This is a genomic window from Arthrobacter sp. Dra40, from assembly GCF_059091905.1.
This window is the reverse complement of sequence record NZ_JBNHHB010000040.1, coordinates 26,999-46,007: the sequence shown is the minus strand read 5'-3', so window position 1 is coordinate 46,007 and position 19,009 is coordinate 26,999. Positions and strand designations below refer to the sequence as shown.

Here is a 19,009-nt window from a genome sequence, read left to right as displayed (position 1 = left end):
CCGCCTCACACCCCTCGAATTTGAGACAATCGAAACCGGCCTTCAAGCCGCTTAGAAACCATCAACCCCGAGAGTCAACGAAACCCGGGGCAGTCCCGATGCCGAAGCGGGCCATTCCATAGGTTGCGGCGATCAACAGTATCCCGGACACCGCCACCCCGAGGCCAGGCCGGGTTGTGCGACCGATGGTTTCCCTGCTCATCCCGCCTCCGACTGCATAACGACCGTTACGGTGTAACGAGCGTTATACTAGACCGGTGGCCGACCTCTTGAACACCCGGGACCGCATCCTGAACGCAGCCGAGGAGCTTTTCTTCCAGCAAGGCATCGCCGTGACCGGCGTGGACCGGGTTGCGGCAACGGCCGGAGTGGCGATCGTGACGCTCTACAAACACTTCGGCTCCAAGGACAATCTGCTACGCGATGTGCTCGCGCGACGGCTGGAGAGCTGGACCCAGCACTGGGATGAAGCGATCGCGCAGGCCACCACCCCGGAGGAGCGGCTGCTGGCCGTCTTCGACGCCATCGAGACTTTCCGGGCTTCGGCCAATCCGACCCAGTGGTGCAGCTTTCTGGCCACTGCCTCGGAGCGCCCCGCGCCGACCGAGGGCCAGGAAGACCCGGTGTTCGAGCTGATCCGCCAGGACACGGAGATGGTCACCGAGCGGCTGACGAGGCTGGCGAAGGAGGCAGGCTGCCCGGATCCGGCCACGGTTTCCGCGGTCCTACTGCTCCTCTACAACGGAGTGCTCAGCAGCCTGCTCCGCGGCGAACCCAGCAACCCGGTGGCGCACGCGCGCACTGCGGCGCGCTCCATCATCCGAGCAGGCGTCGGGCAGCCCCACGCGGTCCGGTCCTAGCCCGACGCTCGAAAATCAGCGCAGAAGGCCCCAAACGCCAGGACGCTCCTCCTTTTCAAGTCCGCCTGAGTATAGGGTCGGGCGGTATGGCGCTGCGACTTGTTCAGGTGAATTTCACAGCCCGTGACGACTCGGCTCTCGGCCGGTTCTCGGCGGAGGCACTGGGCTGGGGCGTTTCCAGCGAGGGGCCCGGCGTGACCAACGTTGAACCAGTGGGCTTCGACTGGCCGGACGCCGCCGCCGTCTGCGTCGACGTGGTCAGCGTCCCCGACCCGGAGACGGTGCGGTATCGCGCACATCTCGATCTCGCCACCACGTCTGCGGCCCATCAGGCGGAGCTGTTCGCGCGCCTGCAGGAGCTCGGCGCGGCGCCCGCCGACATCGGCCAAGGTGATGCGCCGTGGACCGTGATGGCAGACCCGGAGGGCAACCTGTTCTGCGTGCTGGAGCCGCGACCGATCTACAGGGACACCGGGCCGATAGCCGCGGTGATGGTCAGCTGCTCGGATCCGCGCGCCATGGCCCGGTTTTGGGGCGAGGCGACGGATTGGACCCTGCACAAGGTGACCGACAATCATGCGCGGCTTCGCTCGGCCGAGGGGGTCGGGCCGTACCTAGAGTTCCTCCGCACTCCGGACACGGAGTACGTGTGCGGCCGGGTCCATCTCGACCTGAAGCCGTACCCCGGGGGCGACCAGGCGGCCGAGGTGGCCCGGCTGCGCGCTCCGGGCGCCACGGACGCCGACGTCGGACAGGGCGACGTGCCGTGGGTTTGCCTCGCCGACGCCGAGGGCAACGAGTTCTGCGTCCTCACCCCCGGCTGAGCCAGGGTGAGGCTGCCCGCTACTTCCGGGACTTCGCCAGCGCGCGCAGCGTCACCGCGACGGCGCCTCCGGCGAGCGCCCATGGCGCCGCGACAATCACAGGGTCCAGCCACTGGTGCTTCACGTCGGCGCGGTTGCGGCCGAAGCGCGAGCTGAAGCCCTTGTTCCCGACTTCGCCCAGGACGCCGGTCTCCGTGACCGGGTTGTCCGGACGCAAGGTGGCTAGGGAACGGAGATGGCTCTCCCAAGCATCAACCCGGTCGGCCGCGATCAACATCAGCCAGTGGGCGGCGCGGGCTTCGCTGTACCGGCGGTAGGCGTACTTGCGCATGGCCCCGGAGAGCAGCTTCGGGGGAGCGGAGGTGCCGAACACCGGCGTCAACTGCTGGTGTTCGATGGACCGCTCGCGCGGGAACTTCTCCGGCTGCCGGTCCGGGAAATCCCAGTGGGCGCCGGACGCGCCGGGGTTGAATTGTTCCCGCGGCACGGCCGGCCGGTCCTTGGGGTCCAGGTCGGCACCCCAGCCGGGAATGCGGGCCTGAAGCTCTTCGCGGCTGGGCCGGGTACCGGGTTTTTCGGCGCGGTAGGGCATCGCGTCTTCCTTTCCTCAGTTCCCGTTCGGGACGATGACGGGTTTGATGCAGTTATCCAGCTTCGCGGAGAAGATGTGGTACCCCTCGGCGATGTGTTCCAGCGGGATGCGGTGGGTGATGATGTCACTGGGCTTCAGGTAGCCGTTCCTGATGTGTTCGAACAGCCGTGGCCACTGGCGTTTGACCGGCGCCTGGTTCATCCGCAGCGTCAGGCCCTTGTTGAAGGCGTCGCCGAATTTCACTGCGCTGAACATGGGGCCGTAGACGCCCATGACGGAAACAGTGCCGCCCTTCCGCACCGAGTCGATCGCCCAGTTCAAAGCGATGGGCGAGCCGCCCTGGAGCTTCAGCTTGGCCGACGTGACGTGCTGGAGGAAGTTGCCGTCAGCCTCCGCGCCGACGGCGTCGATCACCACATCGGCGCCGAGGTAATCGGTGATCTTCTTCAGGTGTACGACGACGTCATCGTGTTCGGCAAAGTTGACCGTTTCGGCCTGGGCAAAAGTTTTCGCTTTCTCCAGCCGGTAGTCCAGATGGTCGATCACGATGACCCGCCCGGCGCCCATCAGCCAGGCCGACTTGGCTGCAAAGAGCCCCACCGGTCCGGCGCCGAAGACCGCCACGGTGTCGCCCTCGGCGATGTCGCCGAGCTGCGCCCCGAAGTACCCGGTGGCCAGGGCATCGGTCATCATCAGGGCGTCTTCCTCGTCAATCCCTTCGGGGATGATGGAGGGTCCGACGTCGGCGAAGGGGACGCGCACAAACTCGGCCTGACCGCCGTCGTATCCGCCGCAGGTGTGGGAGTAGCCGTAGATTCCGCCCGCTGCCGTGGCATTCGGATTGACGTTGTGGCAGTTGGAGTACAGGCCCCTGGCGCAGAAAAAGCAGGAGCCGCAGTACACGTTGAAGGGCACCATCACCCGGTCCCCGACCTTGAGGTTCTGCACCGACGGGCCAACCTGCTCCACCACGCCAATGAACTCGTGCCCGAAGGTTGTCCCCACCCGCGTGTCCGGCACCATCCCGTGATAAAGATGCAGGTCCGATCCGCAGATGGCCGCCGTCTGCACCTTCACGATCGCATCATTCGGATGCTCGATCGGCGGCATATCCTTCTCTTCGACGCGGACCTTGTACGGACCGCGGTACACCATTGCTTTCACTATCGCCGCCTCAGAAGTCGGTTGCCGGTGATGGCCGTGAGCTGCGGCAGATTCCCGCGTCCGGCAAGCATGCTCCTAAATACTAAGCATGCTTTCCTCTCGTCGTCGAGGCTTGCAGGTCCGGGGGAGGCGGGTGCAGCCGCAATCGAGTGAGGGGCTGGCCAGGCGGCGACCCCGCGAGGACGGGCCGGCAGCCGTCAGCCGGCGGCAGACCCGGCGAGGGCGGGGGCTGGGTTGGCCAGGCGGCGCAGCTTGGGGATGGGGATGCGGTAGTTGAGCGCGACGGCGGTGCCGGAACCGCCGGGGTGTGTCCAGCGCATGAGCGCGGGGTCGCCGTCCGGACCGCCTTCGAGGAATTCGGGAGGGCCCTCAAGCGGGAGGAAGCCGCTGGCCTTGAGGCTCAGGCCGAACTGCTCGGTCCAGAAGTAGGGGGTGAAGTCGAGTTCCGGGGCGTCGTCGCCGTGCAGCAGGGCGAGGGCGGCGGCCTTGCTTTGCTCGATGGCGCTGGTCCAGAGCGGGATCCGGGTGATGCCGCGGGCAGTGGGGAAGGCGGCCACGTCGCCGGCGGCAACGATGTCCGGGCGAATGCGGCCGCGGCTGTCCACTTCCAATCGGCCAGTGGACAGGAGTCCGCTGTCGGCCAACCACTCGGTGTTCGGGATGTCGCCGATGGCGCTGACCACCAGATCGGCGGCAAGGGTGGAACCGTCCGCCAGCTCCACCAAGGGATGTCCGTCCGCTTCGCGCAGGCCAACAGCTCGGGAGGGGGCGAACCTGAGGCCGCGGCTCAGGCCTGCGGCGAGGAAGACCTCGGATAGATGCGGGCCCAGCTGCTGGGCCATCGGCCGGTGGTGCGAGGCGAGCGTGACGTCGCAGCCCGCGGCCAGGCAGCCGGAGGCGATCTCCATGCCGAGCGCGCCGCCGCCCACCACCACTACGGAGGGCTTGTCTGCGATCCGGCGCCGCAGTTCCAGTGCGTCCGCCAGAGTGCGCAGGGTCAGCTCATGCCTGCGGGCGGTCGGGTCGGCGCTGGCCAAGCGGCGTGCCCTTGAGCCACTCGCGATGACCAGGCCGTCGTACGGAAGGATGCTGCCGTCGTCGAGCACTACCGTCTTGACGTCCGGGTCCAGTTGCAGTGCCCGGAGGCCCAGGAGCTCGCGGGCCTCGTGGGTGGAAGGCGGCAGCTGGTGGGAGGTCATCTCCTCCGCGTCCAGCAGCGCTGCCTTGGAGAGCGCGGGCCGACTGTAGGGCGAATGGTGCTCGTCGCCGACAATGGTCAGCTCGCCGTCGAACCCCGCAGCGCGCAGGGAGTCACTGGCCGTCAGGCCGGCAATACCGTTGCCGACGACGACGATGCGTTCCAGCCGCACGGTCAGGCCAGGCGGAGCGCGGCGACGGGGCAGACCCGGGCGGCTTGCTTCGCCGCATCGAGCTGGTCCTCGTTGACGTGCACCACGTCCAGCACCAGTTCGCCTTCATCGTCCAGGTGCATCAGCTGCGGTGCGACTTCTTCGCACAGGCCGTGCCCTTCGCAGCGCGGCCGGTCCAGGATGATTTCCATTGTGTCCTCCACTCGAATCTGTGTGTGGCTTGCTTCACAAACCGGGTTATTGAAAGCTTGGCAGGGCCGCTGGTGTTCGGCAAATGAATAGTTTTCATCCGTGGTGTGCATCCGGTGCATAGATGGCTAGACTGGTGCGACCAGCGCCGGATGTGCCCGTGCTCACCCCAAACGGAGGTTGCCATGTCGTCACTTGATCCGCTGGCGGATGCCCGGCCGGAGACCGCGATGGATGCGGATCTGGCGCGGCTGGCCTCCATCGACCTGAACCTGCTGGTGCCGCTGCTGGCGTTGCTGGAGGAGCGGTCCGTGACCAAGGCTGCCGGCAAGGTAGGGCTGTCCCAGCCAGCGATGAGCCACGGGTTGAACCGGACCCGGCGCTTGCTGAACGACGAGCTCCTGGTGCGCCAAGGCCGGGGGATGGTGCTCACGCCGCGCGCCGCGGAACTGATCGCACCGCTGCGGCAGGCGCTGCACCAGGCCGCGCGAATTGTCAGCGCCTCGTCCTTCGACCCCGCCGTGGACACCCGGCTGATCACGGTGGCGATGACCAACAGCACCGCGTTCGTGATCGGCAGCGAGCTCAGCCGGCTCTTGGCGGAGCGGGCGCCGAACACGGTGCTGCAGCTGCGCACCACCAGCGTTGCCACCAGTGCGCCGTTCGTGGAGGACGCGGCGGACGTGGTGCTGTTGCCCGAGGCGTTTCCCACGCCTCATCCCCGCGAGCGGCTGTATGACGACCGCTGGGTGGTGGTGGCGTCGTGGAACGAGCCTCGGGACGCCGACGCCCTGCAGCTGCTCGAACAGGTGCCGCACGTGTTTCCCGACCAGCCGTCCGAGCGGCTGCGCCCGTACGAAATCCTGGACGAGAAGAGCATCCCGTACCGGGTGCGCCAGCGGGTGTCCGACCACCTGTTCGTGCCGCACCTGATTGCACAGTCCGGCAGGGGCGTGGCGATCCACCGGTACCAGGTGGGGCTGGAGTTCGAGGGCCGGTTCGACCTGCGGGTGGAGGAGTTCCCGTTCCCGGTGGAGCCGCTGGGCATCGACATGGTCTGGAATCCGTGGCTTGCCGACGGTGCCTTCAAGACCTGGCTGCGGGAAATCCTGCTCGAGGCGGCCGAGCCGCTGCAGGCCCGGTACAAGTTACCTAGCTAGAGCCTTCCTTCCCCCGGGCGCACTGACAACGACGACGGCGGTGCTCACCCAGGTGCGCAGAAATGTCGACGGCGATGCTCGCCAAGGCGAGCACCGCCGTCGTTGTCCCTACGGGTTTAGCGCGTGGTGAAGGGCAGCACCAGCCGGGACTGGTGCTCGGCGTCGCGATAGATCTTGTGCGTGACCGGGCGGCCCACCGGCAGGTGGAAGGCATCCGGCGGGAGCAGCGCGTTGTGCTCGTCGGCCAGCGGCTCCGCGTTGGACAGCTCCACGGTCAGCTTGTGGCCCGGCTTGAACGTGTTGGCGAACGGGTAGAGGCGCACCACGTACTCCTCGATCTTGCCCGGTTCCACCGGCACGGAGCGAGTGTGCGGGTGGTACGGGTTGCCCTCGGTGGTGCGCTCGTCGAGCTCGCGGTGCGAGGCCTTGAGGTAGCCGCTGGTGATCAGCTGGCGCTTGCCGTTGGGTGCGTAGTCCCAGAGGCGCAGGATGAAGTTGGTGTCCGGCTGGTCGATCTCGGCGAAGATGTGCGCGGCACCGGTGCCGATCATCTCCGTGGCCTCTTCGAAGGTGTCCGTGCTCCAGTTGATGATCTGGACCTTGTCCGTCACAGTCAGCGGGGCCTGGTAGAAACCGTCCGGGGCCGCGTACTCGGCGCCCATCAGCTCCGGCTCGGTGGAGAGCTTGTGGCGCGGACGCAGGTAGAGGGACTTGTATTCGATCTCCTTCGGCGGCCACGCCTCGGCGGTCACCACCTCGCGGGAGCCCTCGACGAACACGCTGACGGCGGGCTCGTCCATCACGCCGTTGTCGATGCCCTTGATCCAGTAGTCGTACCAGCGGAACATCTTGTCGTGTTCCTCGATGAAGGGGCGCGACTGCATGGGCGGGTAGGGGCCGATGTCCAGCTTCTTGGGGCCCTTGAGCGCGTTGTAGAGCTCGATGGTGCCGTCCAGCGTCCAGCCGCGGCCCTGGTCCAGCTGCAGCCAGACCGGAATGTCGATATTCGGGGCCAGCGTGATCGGGTTGCGCTCCTCGTACCACTCGCCGTCGAGGTCGTTCATCACGATGTCGAACCAGGCCTCGTGGTTCTTGGGGTAGTTCAGCACGTGCACCAGGTTGGGCCAGGCGGCGACGTCGGGATCGGCCAGGCGCTCGGCGACGAGCTTTTTCAGCTCCTCCGGGGAGTACTTCTCGATCATGCGCGACTTGACGCCGTCGGTGAAGGCCCAGCCGGAGTCGCCGCCGCGGCCTTCGCGGGCGGCCCGCGGCATGAACCACATAACGCCGCCGTGGTAGGTGGTCTCGTAGAAGTCGTAGTGGCCGCCGGAGACGAAGATGGCCCTCAGGTGCGGCGGGCGTTCGGCCGCGGCCAGGACCTGCATGGAGCCGAAGTAGGAGATGCCGACCATGCCGACGTTACCGTCGCACCAGGGCTGCGCGGCGACCCATTCGATGAAGTCGTAGGCGTCCTGGCCGAGGGAGACGCCGCCGGCGTTGTAGTTGCCGATGTGCTCGCCGCCCGAGTCGCCGGAACCGCGCAGGTCGCCGATGACGTGGACGTAGTCTTCCTGCACGATGCGGGCGATGTCGCCGGCCTCGATGCAGCCGTCCCACATCGGGCTGGGGCGGCGCTGCGGCGGCATGGTCAGCGCGAGTGCCTGCAGTTCCTTGCCGTAGGGGCTCAGGGCCACCAGCGCCGGCCGCGGCTTCTCGTCGATGCCCTGGTAGGCGTCCGCGGCGAGCTCAACGCCGTCGCGCATCGGGACCCGGAGGTCTTTGCGGATGGCGATCTTTTCCCCACCGGCATTCCACGTCGTGAAATCAGTCATGTGTGCAACTCCTTGTCAACGGCCGAACGCCCAAGCCGCTCCGGGCGGGCATTCGCTCCCATCATATTATTATAATAAAGTGGCTGTGGGTAAGGCCACAGGTTCACGGGCCCACAATGGTTGTGGACCACGCAGCCCGGTTTCGGAGTTGAGGAGATCAAGTTGACGCACGAAGTGAAAGTCCATCCGCTGGTGTCGCCGTGGGGCCGGTTTGGCCTCTACAGTTTCTTCATCGACGCCCCCGAACCGGCCATCGTGGATACCGGGATCGCCTCGTCGCCGGTGGAGGGCATGATCCCCGAACTGGAGAAGCTGGGCCGCCGCATCGAAGACGTGCGCTGGATCCTGCTGACCCACGGCCACATTGACCACCTGGGCGGGGCCCAGGCCCTGTGGGAGCTCACCGGCCGCAAGGCGCAGGTGGTGATCCACGAGGGCGACGCTCCGCTGTTGCGCTCCCGGCGCGCACACGTGGACAACTATGTCCAGGTGCGCCAGCAGTACCTGGACAATCCGAACGCCATCGAGGAGCAGATCCAGGCGGCCGAAAAGGTGATCTCCGGTGAGATGGAGCCCACCCTGCTGGTCAAGGGCGGCGAGAAGCTGGACCTCGGCGGCGGCGTGACCGTCTCCGTGCACCATATTCCCGGCCACACCGCCGGCTCCGTGGCCTACGTCATCGACGGGCAGAACGACGTCTTCGTGGGCGACGCGGTGCAGGCCCACGGTGCCGCCAACGGCTTCCCCGGCTACGAGGATCCGGCCGCCTACCGGAAGAGCCTGGAGTACCTGCGCGACGAGGTCCGGCCCAACCGCCTGTTCCTGGGCCATCCGTACCGCGACGCGAACGGGGTTTCCTTCGAGATTGGCCTCGACGCCGAGCGCGCCCGGGAGGCCCTGCAGTTCAGCCTTGACCTCGAGTCCCGCATCGCCGGCGCCGCCCGGGAATGCCTGCGGCACGGGCTGCAGGCCACCGACTCCGCGTACTCCCCGTTCGAGCCGGTCGCCGAAGCGATCGGCTATACCGGGAACCCGGCGCTGGAGCCCTCCCCGTTCTTCACCACGCTGCACGGCTACCGCCAGGAGTTTGAGGCGGCCCGCTGACGGCTGAGGTGGGGGCATCAGCGCTCCCACCTCCCGCAGCCCCATTTCCTCAAGCACTGTACGGATATGGCCCCTTTCCGCGCCGGAGAGGGGCCATATCCGTACAGTCGTCGAGGGGAGCGGGGCAAAACAAAAGAACGACGGCGGCGCGCACCCTTCGCGGGGTGGGCGCCGCCGCGGCGGGCTGGGAAATCCGCGCCCCGCTTACCGGGGCCACCCCGAGAAGGCGGGCACCGCCGTCGTGCTCTGTGGGATCAGGAAGCGGAGGCCTTGCTTTCCTCCGGCGCGGCTTCGGTGCTACCCGCTTCGGAGCGCTTCTTGGCGGCCAGCGGGACGAACAGGAAGGCCAGCGCCGCGATGACGCCCGGGATGGCGAAGAACAGGAAGTTCATCTGCACCGGCAGGCTGAGCGTGAGCAGGATGCCGCCGAACGTCGGGCCGACGATGGCGCCCATCCGGCCGACGCCCGAGGCCAGGCCGATGGCCGTGGAGCGCATGAACGACGGGTAGTACTGGGACACGAAAGCGTAGGAGATGTTCTGCGCTCCCATGGTGGTGGCGCCGGTGATGGCGACCAGCACCAGCAGGATGGCCATGTTGTTGCCGAAGCCCAGCAGGGTTAGCGAGACAGCGGAGACCACGAACATGGGAACCAGTACCCGCTTCACGCCCCACTTGTCGGACAGCTTGCCCAAAACCAGCGTGCCGATGATGGCGCCCACGTTGAGCACGATCATGAAGGTCAGGCTGGAGCCCAGCGGGTAGCCGGCCTCCACCATGAGTTTGGGGAGCCAGATGGTCAGGCCGTTGATCATCAGCAGGCACATGAAGAAGGCCACCCAGATCATCAGCGTGCCGAGCGCCCGGCGGTTCGTGAACAGGGCGCCGACAGGGCTGCCCGCTGCCTGCTCCTGAATCCCGGTGAATTGGGTGCCGGCGGGAATGTCCGCGGTGCCGTTCACCTTGGCCAGTACCGAGCGCAGGGCGTCGAACCGCTCCTTTTCCAGCAGCGAGTCCGGAGAGTCCACGAAGTACTTCACCATCAACGGCAGGAACAGCAGCGGCAGCACGGCCACCACGTAGACGCTTTGCCAGCCGAACGCCGGCAGCAGGATCATGGCGACGAAGGCGGCCAGGATGCCGCCGACCGAATAGAAGCACATCACCACGGCCACCAGGGTGTTGGCCCGGTTCTTCGGTGCGTAGTCGGTCAGCATGGCGATGACGCTGGGCAGGATGCCGCCGATGCCCAGGCCGGCCAGTCCGCGGAGGACGGAGAAGACCACCGGCCCGGGGTCGACGGCGCAGAGCGCAGTGGCCGCGCTGAAAAGGACGATGCTGATGATGAGCATCCGCTTGCGGCCGAACCGGTCGGCGAGGATGCCGAACAGGACGGCGCCGACCATCATGCCGACCAGGCCGTAGCTGCCGATGGCTCCGGCCTCGACGGGCCCCAGCGACCATTCCTGCATGAGGACCGGGAGGACGGAGCCGTAGACCACGAGGTCGTACATGTCGAAGGTGATGATGAAGCAAGCCCAGAACAACATCCCGGCGTGGAAGCGGCTAAAGCCGGACTCGCTGATGAAGTCCCTGATGTTGATGGTTGGCATAGCGATCGTTCCTGTATGGCCCATGGGGCATGTGCAGATAAAGTGCCCGGACACAAAGCGGCGGCATCGCGTCCGAAGTCGCGTGCCGCCGCTTGGTGTGCCGGAGGAATCCTGAGTAGGGGTCAGCCCTTGTTCAGGAACTCCGCCGTCTCCTGGAAGGCCCGGTAGAACTCCGGGATCCAGAAGAAGTTCTGGACGAAGCCGTGGTTGGCCCCCGCGTAGCGGCTGACCGTCACGTCCACGCCGGCGTCCTTCAGGCGCTGGCCGTAGAGTTCGCCCTCGTCGCGCAGCGGGTCGTACTCGGCGGTGATGACCAGGGCCTTCGGCAGGCCGGAGAGGTCCGCGCGCTTGATCGGGGAGACCAGTGGATCGGCAGGATCCGCCCCGCTCTCGATGTAGAACGAGTTCCACGGCTTCAGGGCCGGCGTCTCCAGGCCATAGCCGGTGGCGTTCTCCCGCAGCGAGGCGTAGCGGTCCTCGTCGAAGTCCAAATCCACGGACGGGTAGTACAGGACCTGGTGCGTGATCCGGTCGAAGCTTTCGTCATGCGCCATCGCGGTCACCGCTGCCACGAAGTTGGCGCCGGAGCTGTCGCCCGCGAGGGCCAGGTTCTTGCCGTCCCAGGCCAGCCTTTCGCCCTGTTCGGTGGCCCAGCGGACCACGCCGTAGCACTCCTGCAGGCTGGTGGGGAAGAGCGCCTCCGGTGCCAGCTGGTAGCCGACGGAGATGACCTTGTGGCCGGTCTCCTTGGCCAGCGCGCGCGCCACGTGGTCGTGTGTCTCCAGGCTTCCGGAGAAGAACGCGCCGCCATGGAAGTACACCAGCAGGCCGTAGGACTCGGCCTCGGCCGGGGTGTAGATCCGCACCGGGACCGCGCCCACGGAGGTGGCAGCAACGCCGTCCTCAACCGAGTGCAGCGGCAGCCGGTCCTCCAGCGGGGCGACGAACTGCAGGTCTCCCGCACGCTTGCCCTCGGGATCCGGCCGGGTGCCGTGGTCGAACGGCGGCAGCGTGGCGAGGAGCTTGGCGATCTCGGGGTGGATGGTCACTCGACACCAGCTCCCTTCTCGAAGGACGTGGTCTCCGGGAAGGAGTCACCGATGTCGAACGGCTTGCGGGAGATGTCCTGCAGCACGTCGGTGATCGGCTTGCGCTTGGCCTGGTAGGTGCGCAGGGCATCCTGCAGGTCGGCGCCGTCCTTGATGGCGTCGGCCAGCCAGGCGGCGTCCTGCATGGCGGAGTTGGCGCCCTGGCCCTGGTGGTGCAGCATGGCGTGCGCGGCATCGCCCACGAGGGCCACGCTGTTGGTGTGCCAGTTGGGCTGCTTCTCTATGTCGTAGACGCCGCGGTTGGTCATCGAGGCGATGTCCAGCTCCTGGCCGATCTTCTGCAGGCGCTCGTCGAAGCCCTCCAGCAGCTGGCCGATGTACTCGTGCGTGACCTCCGGCGCCCAGGCGGTGTCGTCGCTCGGGGCGGTGATGTCGAAGGACACCTGGTTCCGGTGGCGCAGCGGCAGGAAGTACACGGTGGTGCCGTTCTGGCCCACGTACACGCGGAAATTGTCGTTCTCCACCAACCCGTAGGCATCGTCGGCGGAGATCACGGCGCGCATGGCGATGGTGTGGGAGAACACCGGCTGGACCTCGCCGAAGATCTGGTTGCGGACGCTGGAGCGGATGCCGTCGGCACCCAGGACCAGGTCGGCAGTGACCTCCACACCGTTCTCGAACTTCACGGTGGCGGAGGCGCCGTTGTCGGTGACGGTGATCATCTTGTGGCCGATGTGCACGCGCTCGGCCGGCAGCAGGCGCAGCAGGGTCTCGATGACGTCGCCGCGGTGGACCATCCGGCAGTGGTTGGTCTCGGCGTATTCGTTAATGCCGGGCCACGGGTCGCGGGCGATCAGCTCGCCGTTGGCCTGGTAGACCTCGATGGCATCGGACGGGGCGGAGACCTTGGCGAACTCTTCGAACACGCCCCACTTGCGCAGCACCTCGACTGTCGGCGGGCGCAGGCCGATGCCCGCTCCAACTTCGCCCAGTTCGGGGGCCTGCTCGTAGACGTGGACGTCGGCGCCGAGCTGGAGCAGGGCCAGGGCGGCGGATGCGCCGGCGTAGCCGCCGCCAACGACGGCAACCTTGAGGTTCTGGATGTCGGAAGTCTTCATGATTCTGTGTTCCTTCACTGGACGCCGCGGGGGCGACCTCGGGGGTGAAATTGATGGGGTGTGCCCCGCCGTCGTCGTCTATGGCGAGGCGGGCTGCGGAGGGATGGTGGCGGTTTAGGCCTTGATGGACAGGAAGTCGGCCGGGTTGTCTTCCAGCAGGAGCTTGATGGTGGCCTCGTCGATGCCGGCGGCGCGCATGTCGGGCAGCATGTCCTCAAAGATGTAGTTGATGGTGTGGCCCTTCACGCCCGGCCAGCCCAGCGGGCTGCAGTTGGCGTCGGCCGAGACCAGCAGTTTGTCCGCGTAGCCCTTGTTCACCAGATTGACGAAGTGCTCCATCCGCTCGGCGCGCTTGCGGCCCCAGAACGGCGGGTCCGGCAGCTCGAGGTCGTAGCCGAAGGTGTCGAAGCCGATGCGGCCGCCCTGCTCGTAGATCCAGTCGTGCGGGGTGATCGGCGCGTTCAGGCCGTCGTCGGCGTGGCCGAAGAGCACGCGGTCCAGCGGCAGGCCCTCTTCGTTGAAGATGTTCACGGCCGGCTCCGGGTCGATCGCCAGGTGGGTGAGGATCGGCACCCCGGTGATGACGGCGGCCCGCGCCGCGGCCCGGTAGATGCGCTTGTCCAGCTCGGTCATCTTGCCGCCGCGGCTGACGCCGACCTTGATGACGCCGGCCATGGCGCCGGTGTCGCCGATGCCCACGGTGATCTCGTGGATGAACACCTTCGCCAGGTAGTCCACCGACGCGCGCGAGAAGTGCGGCAGGGCGGTGTCGCCGCCAACGAAGCCGGTGCAGGCCACAATGTGGACGCCGGTCTTCTTGGACAGCGACCGGTAGTAGTCGATGTCGCGTCCGTTGCAGATGCCGGTGGCGTCCACGAAGGTGCCGCCGCCGTACTCGCGGAACTTTCGCAGCTTCGGCACGGTTTCCTCGTAGGCCTGCTCCGGCGACTTCCACCACTTGGTGTCCAGCTCGGAGCCGGGCATGCCGTAGCCGATGTGTTCGTGGACCGCCACGATTTCCAGTTCTTCAGCCGGGATGGTTCCCAGCACGGTGTTTACTTTGGTCAAGACCTTCACCTCGTGATTAGAAAAGCTTTGTTGATGTACGACGGCGGTGCTCGCCTCGGGCGGTCAGCGCACCGTCAGCAGGCGGCGCGGGTTGTCCACCAGGATGCGCTGCGCGTCGTCGTCGCTCAGGCCTTGGTCCTTGAGGAAAGGAACGAAGATGGCTAGCACGTGGCTGTACGGCAGGTTGTACTCCGGCAGCCCCTTGGCCACGCCGATCGAATTGCCGGAGAGGATGATCTTGTCCGCATGGCCGGCCTTGACGAGTTCAAGCACCAGGTCGGCGCGCTCGCGGTCGGTGAGGTAGTCCCCGTCGTCGTCCAGGCCTACGTGGTCGATGCCGACGAAGGCACCGCGGCCGGCGACCTCAAGAGCGAACTTGGCGGCGTCCTTGCGGTCCACATCGCCCACGAGCACGCGGTCGGCGTCGATCTGCTCGTCGAGGACCACGTCCAGATCGTGCAGGACGTCGGCGCCGAAGCGGATGGAGACCGGCACGCCGGTGTTCTTGGCGGCGCGCGCGGAGCCGCGGAAAAGGCTCTCCTCGGTGGGAGTCATGCCGGAACGGTCGGCCGTGGTGGTGACGATCCCGGCGGCGGCGCGGCGTTCAACGCGAGGGACCACCATGCCTTCGGTGACCTCCTTGCCGAAGAGGTCCTCGAATTTCTCGGCCGGCCACGGCGTGGGCGGATTGGTCTGCGGCGTCAGGAAGTAGCCGCCCAGTTCCTCCTCGGGGCCCAGGCCGGTGGAGGCAATGATGTGCACCCCGGTGGAGCGGGAGAGCGCCTCGTAGAGCTTGAGGTCGCGGCCGTGGAACATCCCCGTGCTGTCCACGATGGTCTTGCCGCCCTTGTCGCGGAAGTCGGCGAGTTTGGCGGCCAGGGCCTCGAAGATCTCGGCCCGGTCCATCGAGATGTCCGGGGCGTACTGCGCGCCCGGCAGGACGGAGAGCAGGGATTCGTGGACCGCAACCACGCCCAACTCGTGAGCGGGAACGGGTCCAAGGACCGTGTTGACGGTTGCGGTGGGGGAGGGCGTTGTATCCGTCATCGGCACAACCTTTCGTTCTACGTCACGCCGGGGCGCCACGCGTTGGGAAGGATCATGCACCGCGACCTCTGGATTGATTCCTCGCCGAACTCGGTGCAGGCGTCGGTAAGCGAAGGAAGCACGCGCCGAGCGGTTGGCTGCCGACCGGCTGTGGTGTGACCCCGATTACCTGTAAACTAGGTTTACACGATGTCAGGTGAAAGTCAATGCCATTACCGACCGGTTGTTCTGGGCACGTCGGCGATATTTGTAGGAGGCGATCTATGAGTGCAGCTGTCGTATGATCGGCGTGCATCATCGCTCAAGATGCGACCGTCGCCTCCACATGACGTCGCGAAAGGGAGACCACCATGACTGCCAGTTCGATCACGGAGTACATCGACCAATACGACGGTGATGTACGGGATCGGCTGCTGTCCGTGTATGAACTGATCCGGTCGGCTGTGCCCGATGAAGCGGAAGAATCGATCAGTTGGCGTATGCCGACCTTCAAACTCGGCACCGAGCCGTTGTTTTTCTTCACCGGGACAAAGCGCCACATCGGGTTCTATCCGACTCCAGAGGCGATCGCGCATTTCTCCACAGAGCTGGCCGCATATGGAACCACCGAGCACCTTATACAGTTGCGCCATGATGCCCCGCTCCCGACTGAGCTCATCCGCGAGATCATTGCGTGGCGGCTACAGCAACTGCCTTCAGACAAGGTTTGAGTCAGTCTCCTCGGCGCGGGAACGCCTGAGCGCTACTGCGTGAAGCGGTATTTGAAGTTCTCGGCGTGGTGCAGGGCAGAGCGCCAGCCGATGGGGCGGCCGCCGGCGGTGCGGAAGATGGTGTCGATGACCAGCAGCGGACTTCCCACGCTGACGCCCAAAGTTGCGGCGTGCTCGGCGGTCGCCGCCGTCGCCCAGGCCTCGTGTTCCGATCGGCCCAGCGTGATGCCGTAGCCCTGCTCCAGCAGCTCGAAGGCCGAGCCGCTCTCTTCCAATTCCTGCACCGTGGGGTTGAAGTCGCGCGGCGCCCGGATGTACACGTTCGCTTCGGCCAGCGGGGCGCCCTCGACCGAAATCAACCGGGTGAAATGCAAGAGCCGCTCGTGCTCGTCCGTGCCCAGCAGCTGGCCGACTTCGGCGGGCGGTTCCACCCACTCAGGGGAGGAGACTTTCGACGACGGGTGCATCCCGCTGTCTACTAGGAACTGATAGAAACGTCCGGACTGGACATCGGCCGGCCGGTGCACCCGGAGTCCCCTGGCCGGAAAGGTGCCTTTGCCCTGTTTTCGGTAGACGTACCCGTCACTGGTTAGCTCCATCAGCGCCTGCCGGATGGGCGCGCGGCTGACCTCGAACCGGCTGAGCAGTTGCGCCTCCGTCATGGGCTTCTGCGGATCGGCCACTCCGTCTGCGATCTCCCGGCGCAGGATCTCCTTGATCTGCCGGTACAGCGGGACCCCGGACGAGAAGTCGAGTTCGCCAGAAGCCATCGGTGGTCGGTCCTCCAGTTCATGTGGTTGTCAATCAACCCTATGTGCTGGATCAGGTAAACGGCGCAACTTTGCTGGCCAAGGCAGGCGGAAGGTGACAGCGTCTATTTGGTCAACGAACGGTCGGCTTCGGGCAACTGGATTTTCTTCTCGCCCTTGAGCGCGCCGTCCATGGTTTCCTTCCAAACCGGTGCAGCCACTTCGGAGCCGGTTAGGTCTGTGTAGGTCTTGCCGTAGGCCGTGAGTTTGGTGAGCGGGTACTGGGCCCCGCCGCGGGGATCGCCGAGCCACACGGCGGCCGTGAGCTGCGGCGTGCCGCCGACAATCCAGTTGGCTGTGAAGTCGTTGGTGGTCCCGGTCTTGGCGCCGGCCTCCCGGTTGCCGTCCAGTTCGATCCGCGGTCCCAGGGTGCCTCTGGGGTTGAAGGGTTCTTTGAGCACAGCCGCGACGGTGTCCGCAACAGCGGGTTTGATGGCGCGGTGGCAATCGGGATCCGGAACGGGCAGCTTCTTTTGTGTGTCGGCAGTGACTGCCTTGATGACCATGACCGGTTTGCACACCGTGCCGTTGCTCATGAACGCGGCGTAGGCGTTGGCCATTTGCAGCGGGGTGACCTCGTAGGCGCCGAGGGCGAGCGAACCTTCCCGGCCGCTCAGCTTGTCGGGGTCGATGGAGGTGATGCCCAGCTTGTTGGCCATTTTGGCCGCGTTGATGACACCGACGCGCTCCACAAGTTTGATGAAATAGATATTCACCGAGGCGCGGACGGCCTGCTTCGCGTTGATGACCCCGTAGTCGACGTTGTCATAGTTGATGTAGCCGCCCTTTGGATTGTCCAGTTTGGGTGAGCGGTAGGGGCCGTCGGCGCGGAACTTTGTGGAGGTATGAATGCCCTGCGTGAGCGCGGTGGCGAGCACGATCGGCTTCATGGCCGATCCCACTTGGAAGGCGTGGCGGACGTAGACCACCTGGGTCTTGCCTTTGCCCTTGCCCCAGGCGCGGTTCTGCGCGATGGCGGCTACGTGTCCGGTTCCCGGCACCACCACGGCGGTGCCGAGCGCTGCGCGGTTGTTGTTGCCGAGCGCTTTCTCAACCGCTTTTTGCGCCGCGTCCGCAGCCTTCCGGTCCAAGGCGGTGGTCAAGGTCAGCCCGCCCATGTTGAAGCGCTGCTCTCGAATTTTCGCGGTCTTGCCGAAGGCGGGGTTGGAGAGCATCTCTTCCCTGACAGCCTCGCAGTAGAACGGATAACGTGACCCGCCGCAGCCGGACTCTACGCCGCCGCGCTTGACCCCAAGCGGTGCCTCACGGGCGGCCTGCGCCTTGTCGGCCGGCAATACATTTTGTCTTTCCAACACATCCAGAACGGTGTTGCGCCGTTCAGTGGCGGCGTCGGGGTGGCTGAAGGGGTCATAAGCGGTCGGTGCCTTGAGCAGCCCCACCAAAAGGGCGGACTGTTCATAGTCGAGTTTTGCCGCCGAAGTGCTGAAGTAGAAGCGGGCCGCGGCCTCCACCCCGTAGGCGCGGTTCCCGAAATAGACGGCGTTCATGTAGCGCAGCAGGATTTCATCCTTGGACAACTGCTTTTCCAGGGCGACGGCGTACTTCATTTCGCGGATCTTGGCGTTGTAGGTGTCCCCGGCGGCCACCTTGTCTTCCTCTTCGTTCCGCGCATTGTTGACCAGGATGTTCTGGACCAGTTGCTGGGTCAGGGTGGAAGCGCCTTGGACATCACTGCTGGTGACGTTGTGCATCAGCGCCCGGGCGACACCCAGCGGATCGACGCCGCCGTGTTCGTAGAAGCGGGCGTCCTCGGTGCTGACCAGGGTCTTCTTGAAGGCCTCGGACACCTGGTCCAGCTCAACATCAACCCGGTTCTCGCTGTAGAACCGGGCGAATTCCTTGCCGTCCTTGTCCAACAGGACGGTGTGCTGCGCCAGCGGGTGGTTCACTGGCAGGTCGGTGGGCAGGGTTTGCCACATGTCCAGGAAGGAATTTCCGACGACGGAAACCCCTACCGCCGCCGGCGCTACGAGTGCACCCGCGGCGAAGGCCGCGACTGCCACGCTCACCAGCCACAAGTCGAGGCGGCGGCGGCGCCGGCGCTCCTTCTTCGGGCGGGGGGCGTTGTCCATCAGCTCATCGAACTCGACCTCTACAGGCCGGTTGCGTCGAAAGGGCCACATGATCCGTTGTGCGGAAACCGGCCGACGGATTCGGGTGAAATCCCTCCGGCGGGGCGTCGGGCAGGCATACCCCGACGCCGGCGGTTTCCACACCCCTCCTTCCCCACAGACGGAGCAGTATAGAAAAGCGTAGAAGCTCCGGGGGCCCTGCGGTAGAGGTTCCGGGCACTGGATTTGCCGCCTCGGCCCAACTCGCCGAAGGCCAGGCAATTGTCGACAAAAGCCGACCGAAAACGGGTCGCAAGCACCGCCGTCGTACTGCCCGCAGAACGCACGAAAGGCGGGGAATCGTCATCCGACGACGCCCCGCCTTCCGGCCGACAGCCTGCTGGCTGACAGCTTGCTGGCCGACAGTG

17 protein-coding genes are annotated in these 19,009 nt (G+C 66.1%); 5 read left to right on the top strand and 12 right to left on the bottom strand.

Going from position 1 to position 19,009, the window contains the following annotated elements:
- The first annotated feature begins 257 nt into the window (after positions 1 to 257).
- Positions 258 to 860 (top strand): TetR/AcrR family transcriptional regulator, encoded by a 603-nt coding sequence (locus AC5RWT_RS17095; protein ID WP_494081188.1) that lies wholly within the window; start codon positions 258 to 260, stop codon positions 858 to 860.
- An 86-nt stretch (positions 861 to 946) separates the two neighbouring features.
- Positions 947 to 1,684, top strand: coding sequence for a VOC family protein (locus tag AC5RWT_RS17090; RefSeq protein ID WP_494081187.1), 738 nt, complete (start codon positions 947 to 949; stop codon positions 1,682 to 1,684).
- A 19-nt stretch (positions 1,685 to 1,703) separates the two neighbouring features.
- Here the strand turns inward: AC5RWT_RS17090 and AC5RWT_RS17085 are convergent, their stop codons facing one another.
- The 4 genes from AC5RWT_RS17085 to AC5RWT_RS17070 form a co-directional block, all read right to left on the bottom strand.
- A complete protein-coding gene (locus AC5RWT_RS17085) occupies positions 1,704 to 2,276 on the bottom strand; it encodes a hypothetical protein (protein ID WP_494081186.1) in 573 nt (190 codons plus the stop codon).
- A 15-nt stretch (positions 2,277 to 2,291) separates the two neighbouring features.
- On the bottom strand, positions 2,292 to 3,440 hold the full coding sequence (locus tag AC5RWT_RS17080) for a zinc-dependent alcohol dehydrogenase (RefSeq protein WP_494081185.1): 1,149 nt from the start codon (positions 3,438 to 3,440) through the stop codon (positions 2,292 to 2,294).
- A gap of 197 nt (positions 3,441 to 3,637) precedes the next feature.
- Positions 3,638 to 4,810, bottom strand: coding sequence for an NAD(P)/FAD-dependent oxidoreductase (locus AC5RWT_RS17075; RefSeq protein WP_494081184.1), 1,173 nt, complete (start codon positions 4,808 to 4,810; stop codon positions 3,638 to 3,640).
- A gap of 2 nt (positions 4,811 to 4,812) precedes the next feature.
- Positions 4,813 to 5,001, bottom strand: coding sequence for a ferredoxin (locus AC5RWT_RS17070; RefSeq protein WP_127515140.1), 189 nt, complete (start codon positions 4,999 to 5,001; stop codon positions 4,813 to 4,815).
- 183 nt (positions 5,002 to 5,184) lie between these two features.
- Between AC5RWT_RS17070 and AC5RWT_RS17065 the strand changes: the two genes are divergently transcribed.
- Positions 5,185 to 6,159, top strand: coding sequence for a LysR family transcriptional regulator (locus tag AC5RWT_RS17065; RefSeq protein WP_494081183.1), 975 nt, complete (start codon positions 5,185 to 5,187; stop codon positions 6,157 to 6,159).
- Between the two features lie 116 nt (positions 6,160 to 6,275).
- Here the strand turns inward: AC5RWT_RS17065 and AC5RWT_RS17060 are convergent, their stop codons facing one another.
- Positions 6,276 to 7,991: a CocE/NonD family hydrolase gene (locus AC5RWT_RS17060; protein ID WP_494081182.1), complete on the bottom strand. Its 1,716-nt coding sequence runs from the start codon at positions 7,989 to 7,991 to the stop codon at positions 6,276 to 6,278.
- 162 nt (positions 7,992 to 8,153) lie between these two features.
- Here AC5RWT_RS17060 and AC5RWT_RS17055 point away from each other — a divergent pair, with 162 nt between their 5' ends.
- Complete coding sequence (locus AC5RWT_RS17055) at positions 8,154 to 9,095, top strand: MBL fold metallo-hydrolase (RefSeq protein ID WP_494081181.1); 942 nt, start codon at positions 8,154 to 8,156, stop codon at positions 9,093 to 9,095.
- A gap of 254 nt (positions 9,096 to 9,349) precedes the next feature.
- Here AC5RWT_RS17055 and AC5RWT_RS17050 read toward each other — a convergent pair whose 3' ends face one another.
- The 5 genes from AC5RWT_RS17050 to AC5RWT_RS17030 all read right to left on the bottom strand — a co-directional run bounded on the left by AC5RWT_RS17050 (position 9,350) and on the right by AC5RWT_RS17030 (position 14,990).
- Positions 9,350 to 10,708, bottom strand: coding sequence for an MFS transporter (locus AC5RWT_RS17050; RefSeq protein WP_494081180.1), 1,359 nt, complete (start codon positions 10,706 to 10,708; stop codon positions 9,350 to 9,352).
- Positions 10,709 to 10,830: 122 nt separating this feature from the next.
- On the bottom strand, positions 10,831 to 11,757 hold the full coding sequence (locus AC5RWT_RS17045; protein WP_494081179.1) for an alpha/beta hydrolase: 927 nt from the start codon (positions 11,755 to 11,757) through the stop codon (positions 10,831 to 10,833).
- Positions 11,754 to 12,875, bottom strand: coding sequence for an FAD-dependent oxidoreductase (locus tag AC5RWT_RS17040; protein ID WP_494081178.1), 1,122 nt, complete (start codon positions 12,873 to 12,875; stop codon positions 11,754 to 11,756). Before AC5RWT_RS17040 ends, AC5RWT_RS17045 begins: the two co-directional genes overlap by 4 nt.
- A gap of 114 nt (positions 12,876 to 12,989) precedes the next feature.
- A complete protein-coding gene (locus AC5RWT_RS17035) occupies positions 12,990 to 13,952 on the bottom strand; it encodes a phosphotriesterase family protein (RefSeq protein WP_494081177.1) in 963 nt (320 codons plus the stop codon).
- Positions 13,953 to 14,006: 54 nt separating this feature from the next.
- Entirely contained in the window at positions 14,007 to 14,990 is a 984-nt protein-coding gene (locus AC5RWT_RS17030) for a phosphotriesterase family protein (protein ID WP_494081176.1), read from the bottom strand.
- Positions 14,991 to 15,340: 350 nt separating this feature from the next.
- Between AC5RWT_RS17030 and AC5RWT_RS17025 the strand changes: the two genes are divergently transcribed.
- On the top strand, positions 15,341 to 15,700 hold the full coding sequence (locus AC5RWT_RS17025) for an iron chaperone (RefSeq protein WP_494081175.1): 360 nt from the start codon (positions 15,341 to 15,343) through the stop codon (positions 15,698 to 15,700).
- 32 nt (positions 15,701 to 15,732) lie between these two features.
- On the opposite strand, the gene AC5RWT_RS17020 is transcribed toward AC5RWT_RS17025, so the two are convergent.
- Both AC5RWT_RS17020 and AC5RWT_RS17015 read right to left on the bottom strand, forming a co-directional pair.
- The gene (locus tag AC5RWT_RS17020) at positions 15,733 to 16,470 is read right to left on the bottom strand and encodes a GntR family transcriptional regulator (protein ID WP_494081174.1); all 738 of its coding nucleotides are present in this window, start codon (positions 16,468 to 16,470) and stop codon (positions 15,733 to 15,735) included.
- Between the two features lie 104 nt (positions 16,471 to 16,574).
- Positions 16,575 to 18,602: a transglycosylase domain-containing protein gene (locus tag AC5RWT_RS17015; RefSeq protein ID WP_494081173.1), complete on the bottom strand. Its 2,028-nt coding sequence runs from the start codon at positions 18,600 to 18,602 to the stop codon at positions 16,575 to 16,577.
- Between the last annotated feature and the right edge of the window lie 407 nt (positions 18,603 to 19,009).

What these genes read in the sequence shown, in the direction of transcription:
- AC5RWT_RS17090 (WP_494081187.1), top strand. Translation starts at nt 947, where the DNA reads ATGGCGCTGCGACTTGTTCAGGTGAATTTCACAGCCCGTGACGACTCG.
- AC5RWT_RS17085 (WP_494081186.1), bottom strand. Translation starts at nt 2,276, where the DNA reads ATGCCCTACCGCGCCGAAAAACCCGGTACCCGGCCCAGCCGCGAAGAG.
- AC5RWT_RS17070 (WP_127515140.1), bottom strand. Translation starts at nt 5,001, where the DNA reads ATGGAAATCATCCTGGACCGGCCGCGCTGCGAAGGGCACGGCCTGTGC.
- AC5RWT_RS17065 (WP_494081183.1), top strand. Translation starts at nt 5,185, where the DNA reads ATGTCGTCACTTGATCCGCTGGCGGATGCCCGGCCGGAGACCGCGATG.
- AC5RWT_RS17060 (WP_494081182.1), bottom strand. Translation starts at nt 7,991, where the DNA reads ATGACTGATTTCACGACGTGGAATGCCGGTGGGGAAAAGATCGCCATC.
- AC5RWT_RS17050 (WP_494081180.1), bottom strand. Translation starts at nt 10,708, where the DNA reads ATGCCAACCATCAACATCAGGGACTTCATCAGCGAGTCCGGCTTTAGC.
- AC5RWT_RS17040 (WP_494081178.1), bottom strand. Translation starts at nt 12,875, where the DNA reads ATGAAGACTTCCGACATCCAGAACCTCAAGGTTGCCGTCGTTGGCGGC.
- AC5RWT_RS17030 (WP_494081176.1), bottom strand. Translation starts at nt 14,990, where the DNA reads ATGACGGATACAACGCCCTCCCCCACCGCAACCGTCAACACGGTCCTT.
- AC5RWT_RS17025 (WP_494081175.1), top strand. Translation starts at nt 15,341, where the DNA reads ATGACTGCCAGTTCGATCACGGAGTACATCGACCAATACGACGGTGAT.
- AC5RWT_RS17020 (WP_494081174.1), bottom strand. Translation starts at nt 16,470, where the DNA reads ATGGCTTCTGGCGAACTCGACTTCTCGTCCGGGGTCCCGCTGTACCGG.
- AC5RWT_RS17015 (WP_494081173.1), bottom strand. Translation starts at nt 18,602, where the DNA reads ATGGACAACGCCCCCCGCCCGAAGAAGGAGCGCCGGCGCCGCCGCCGC.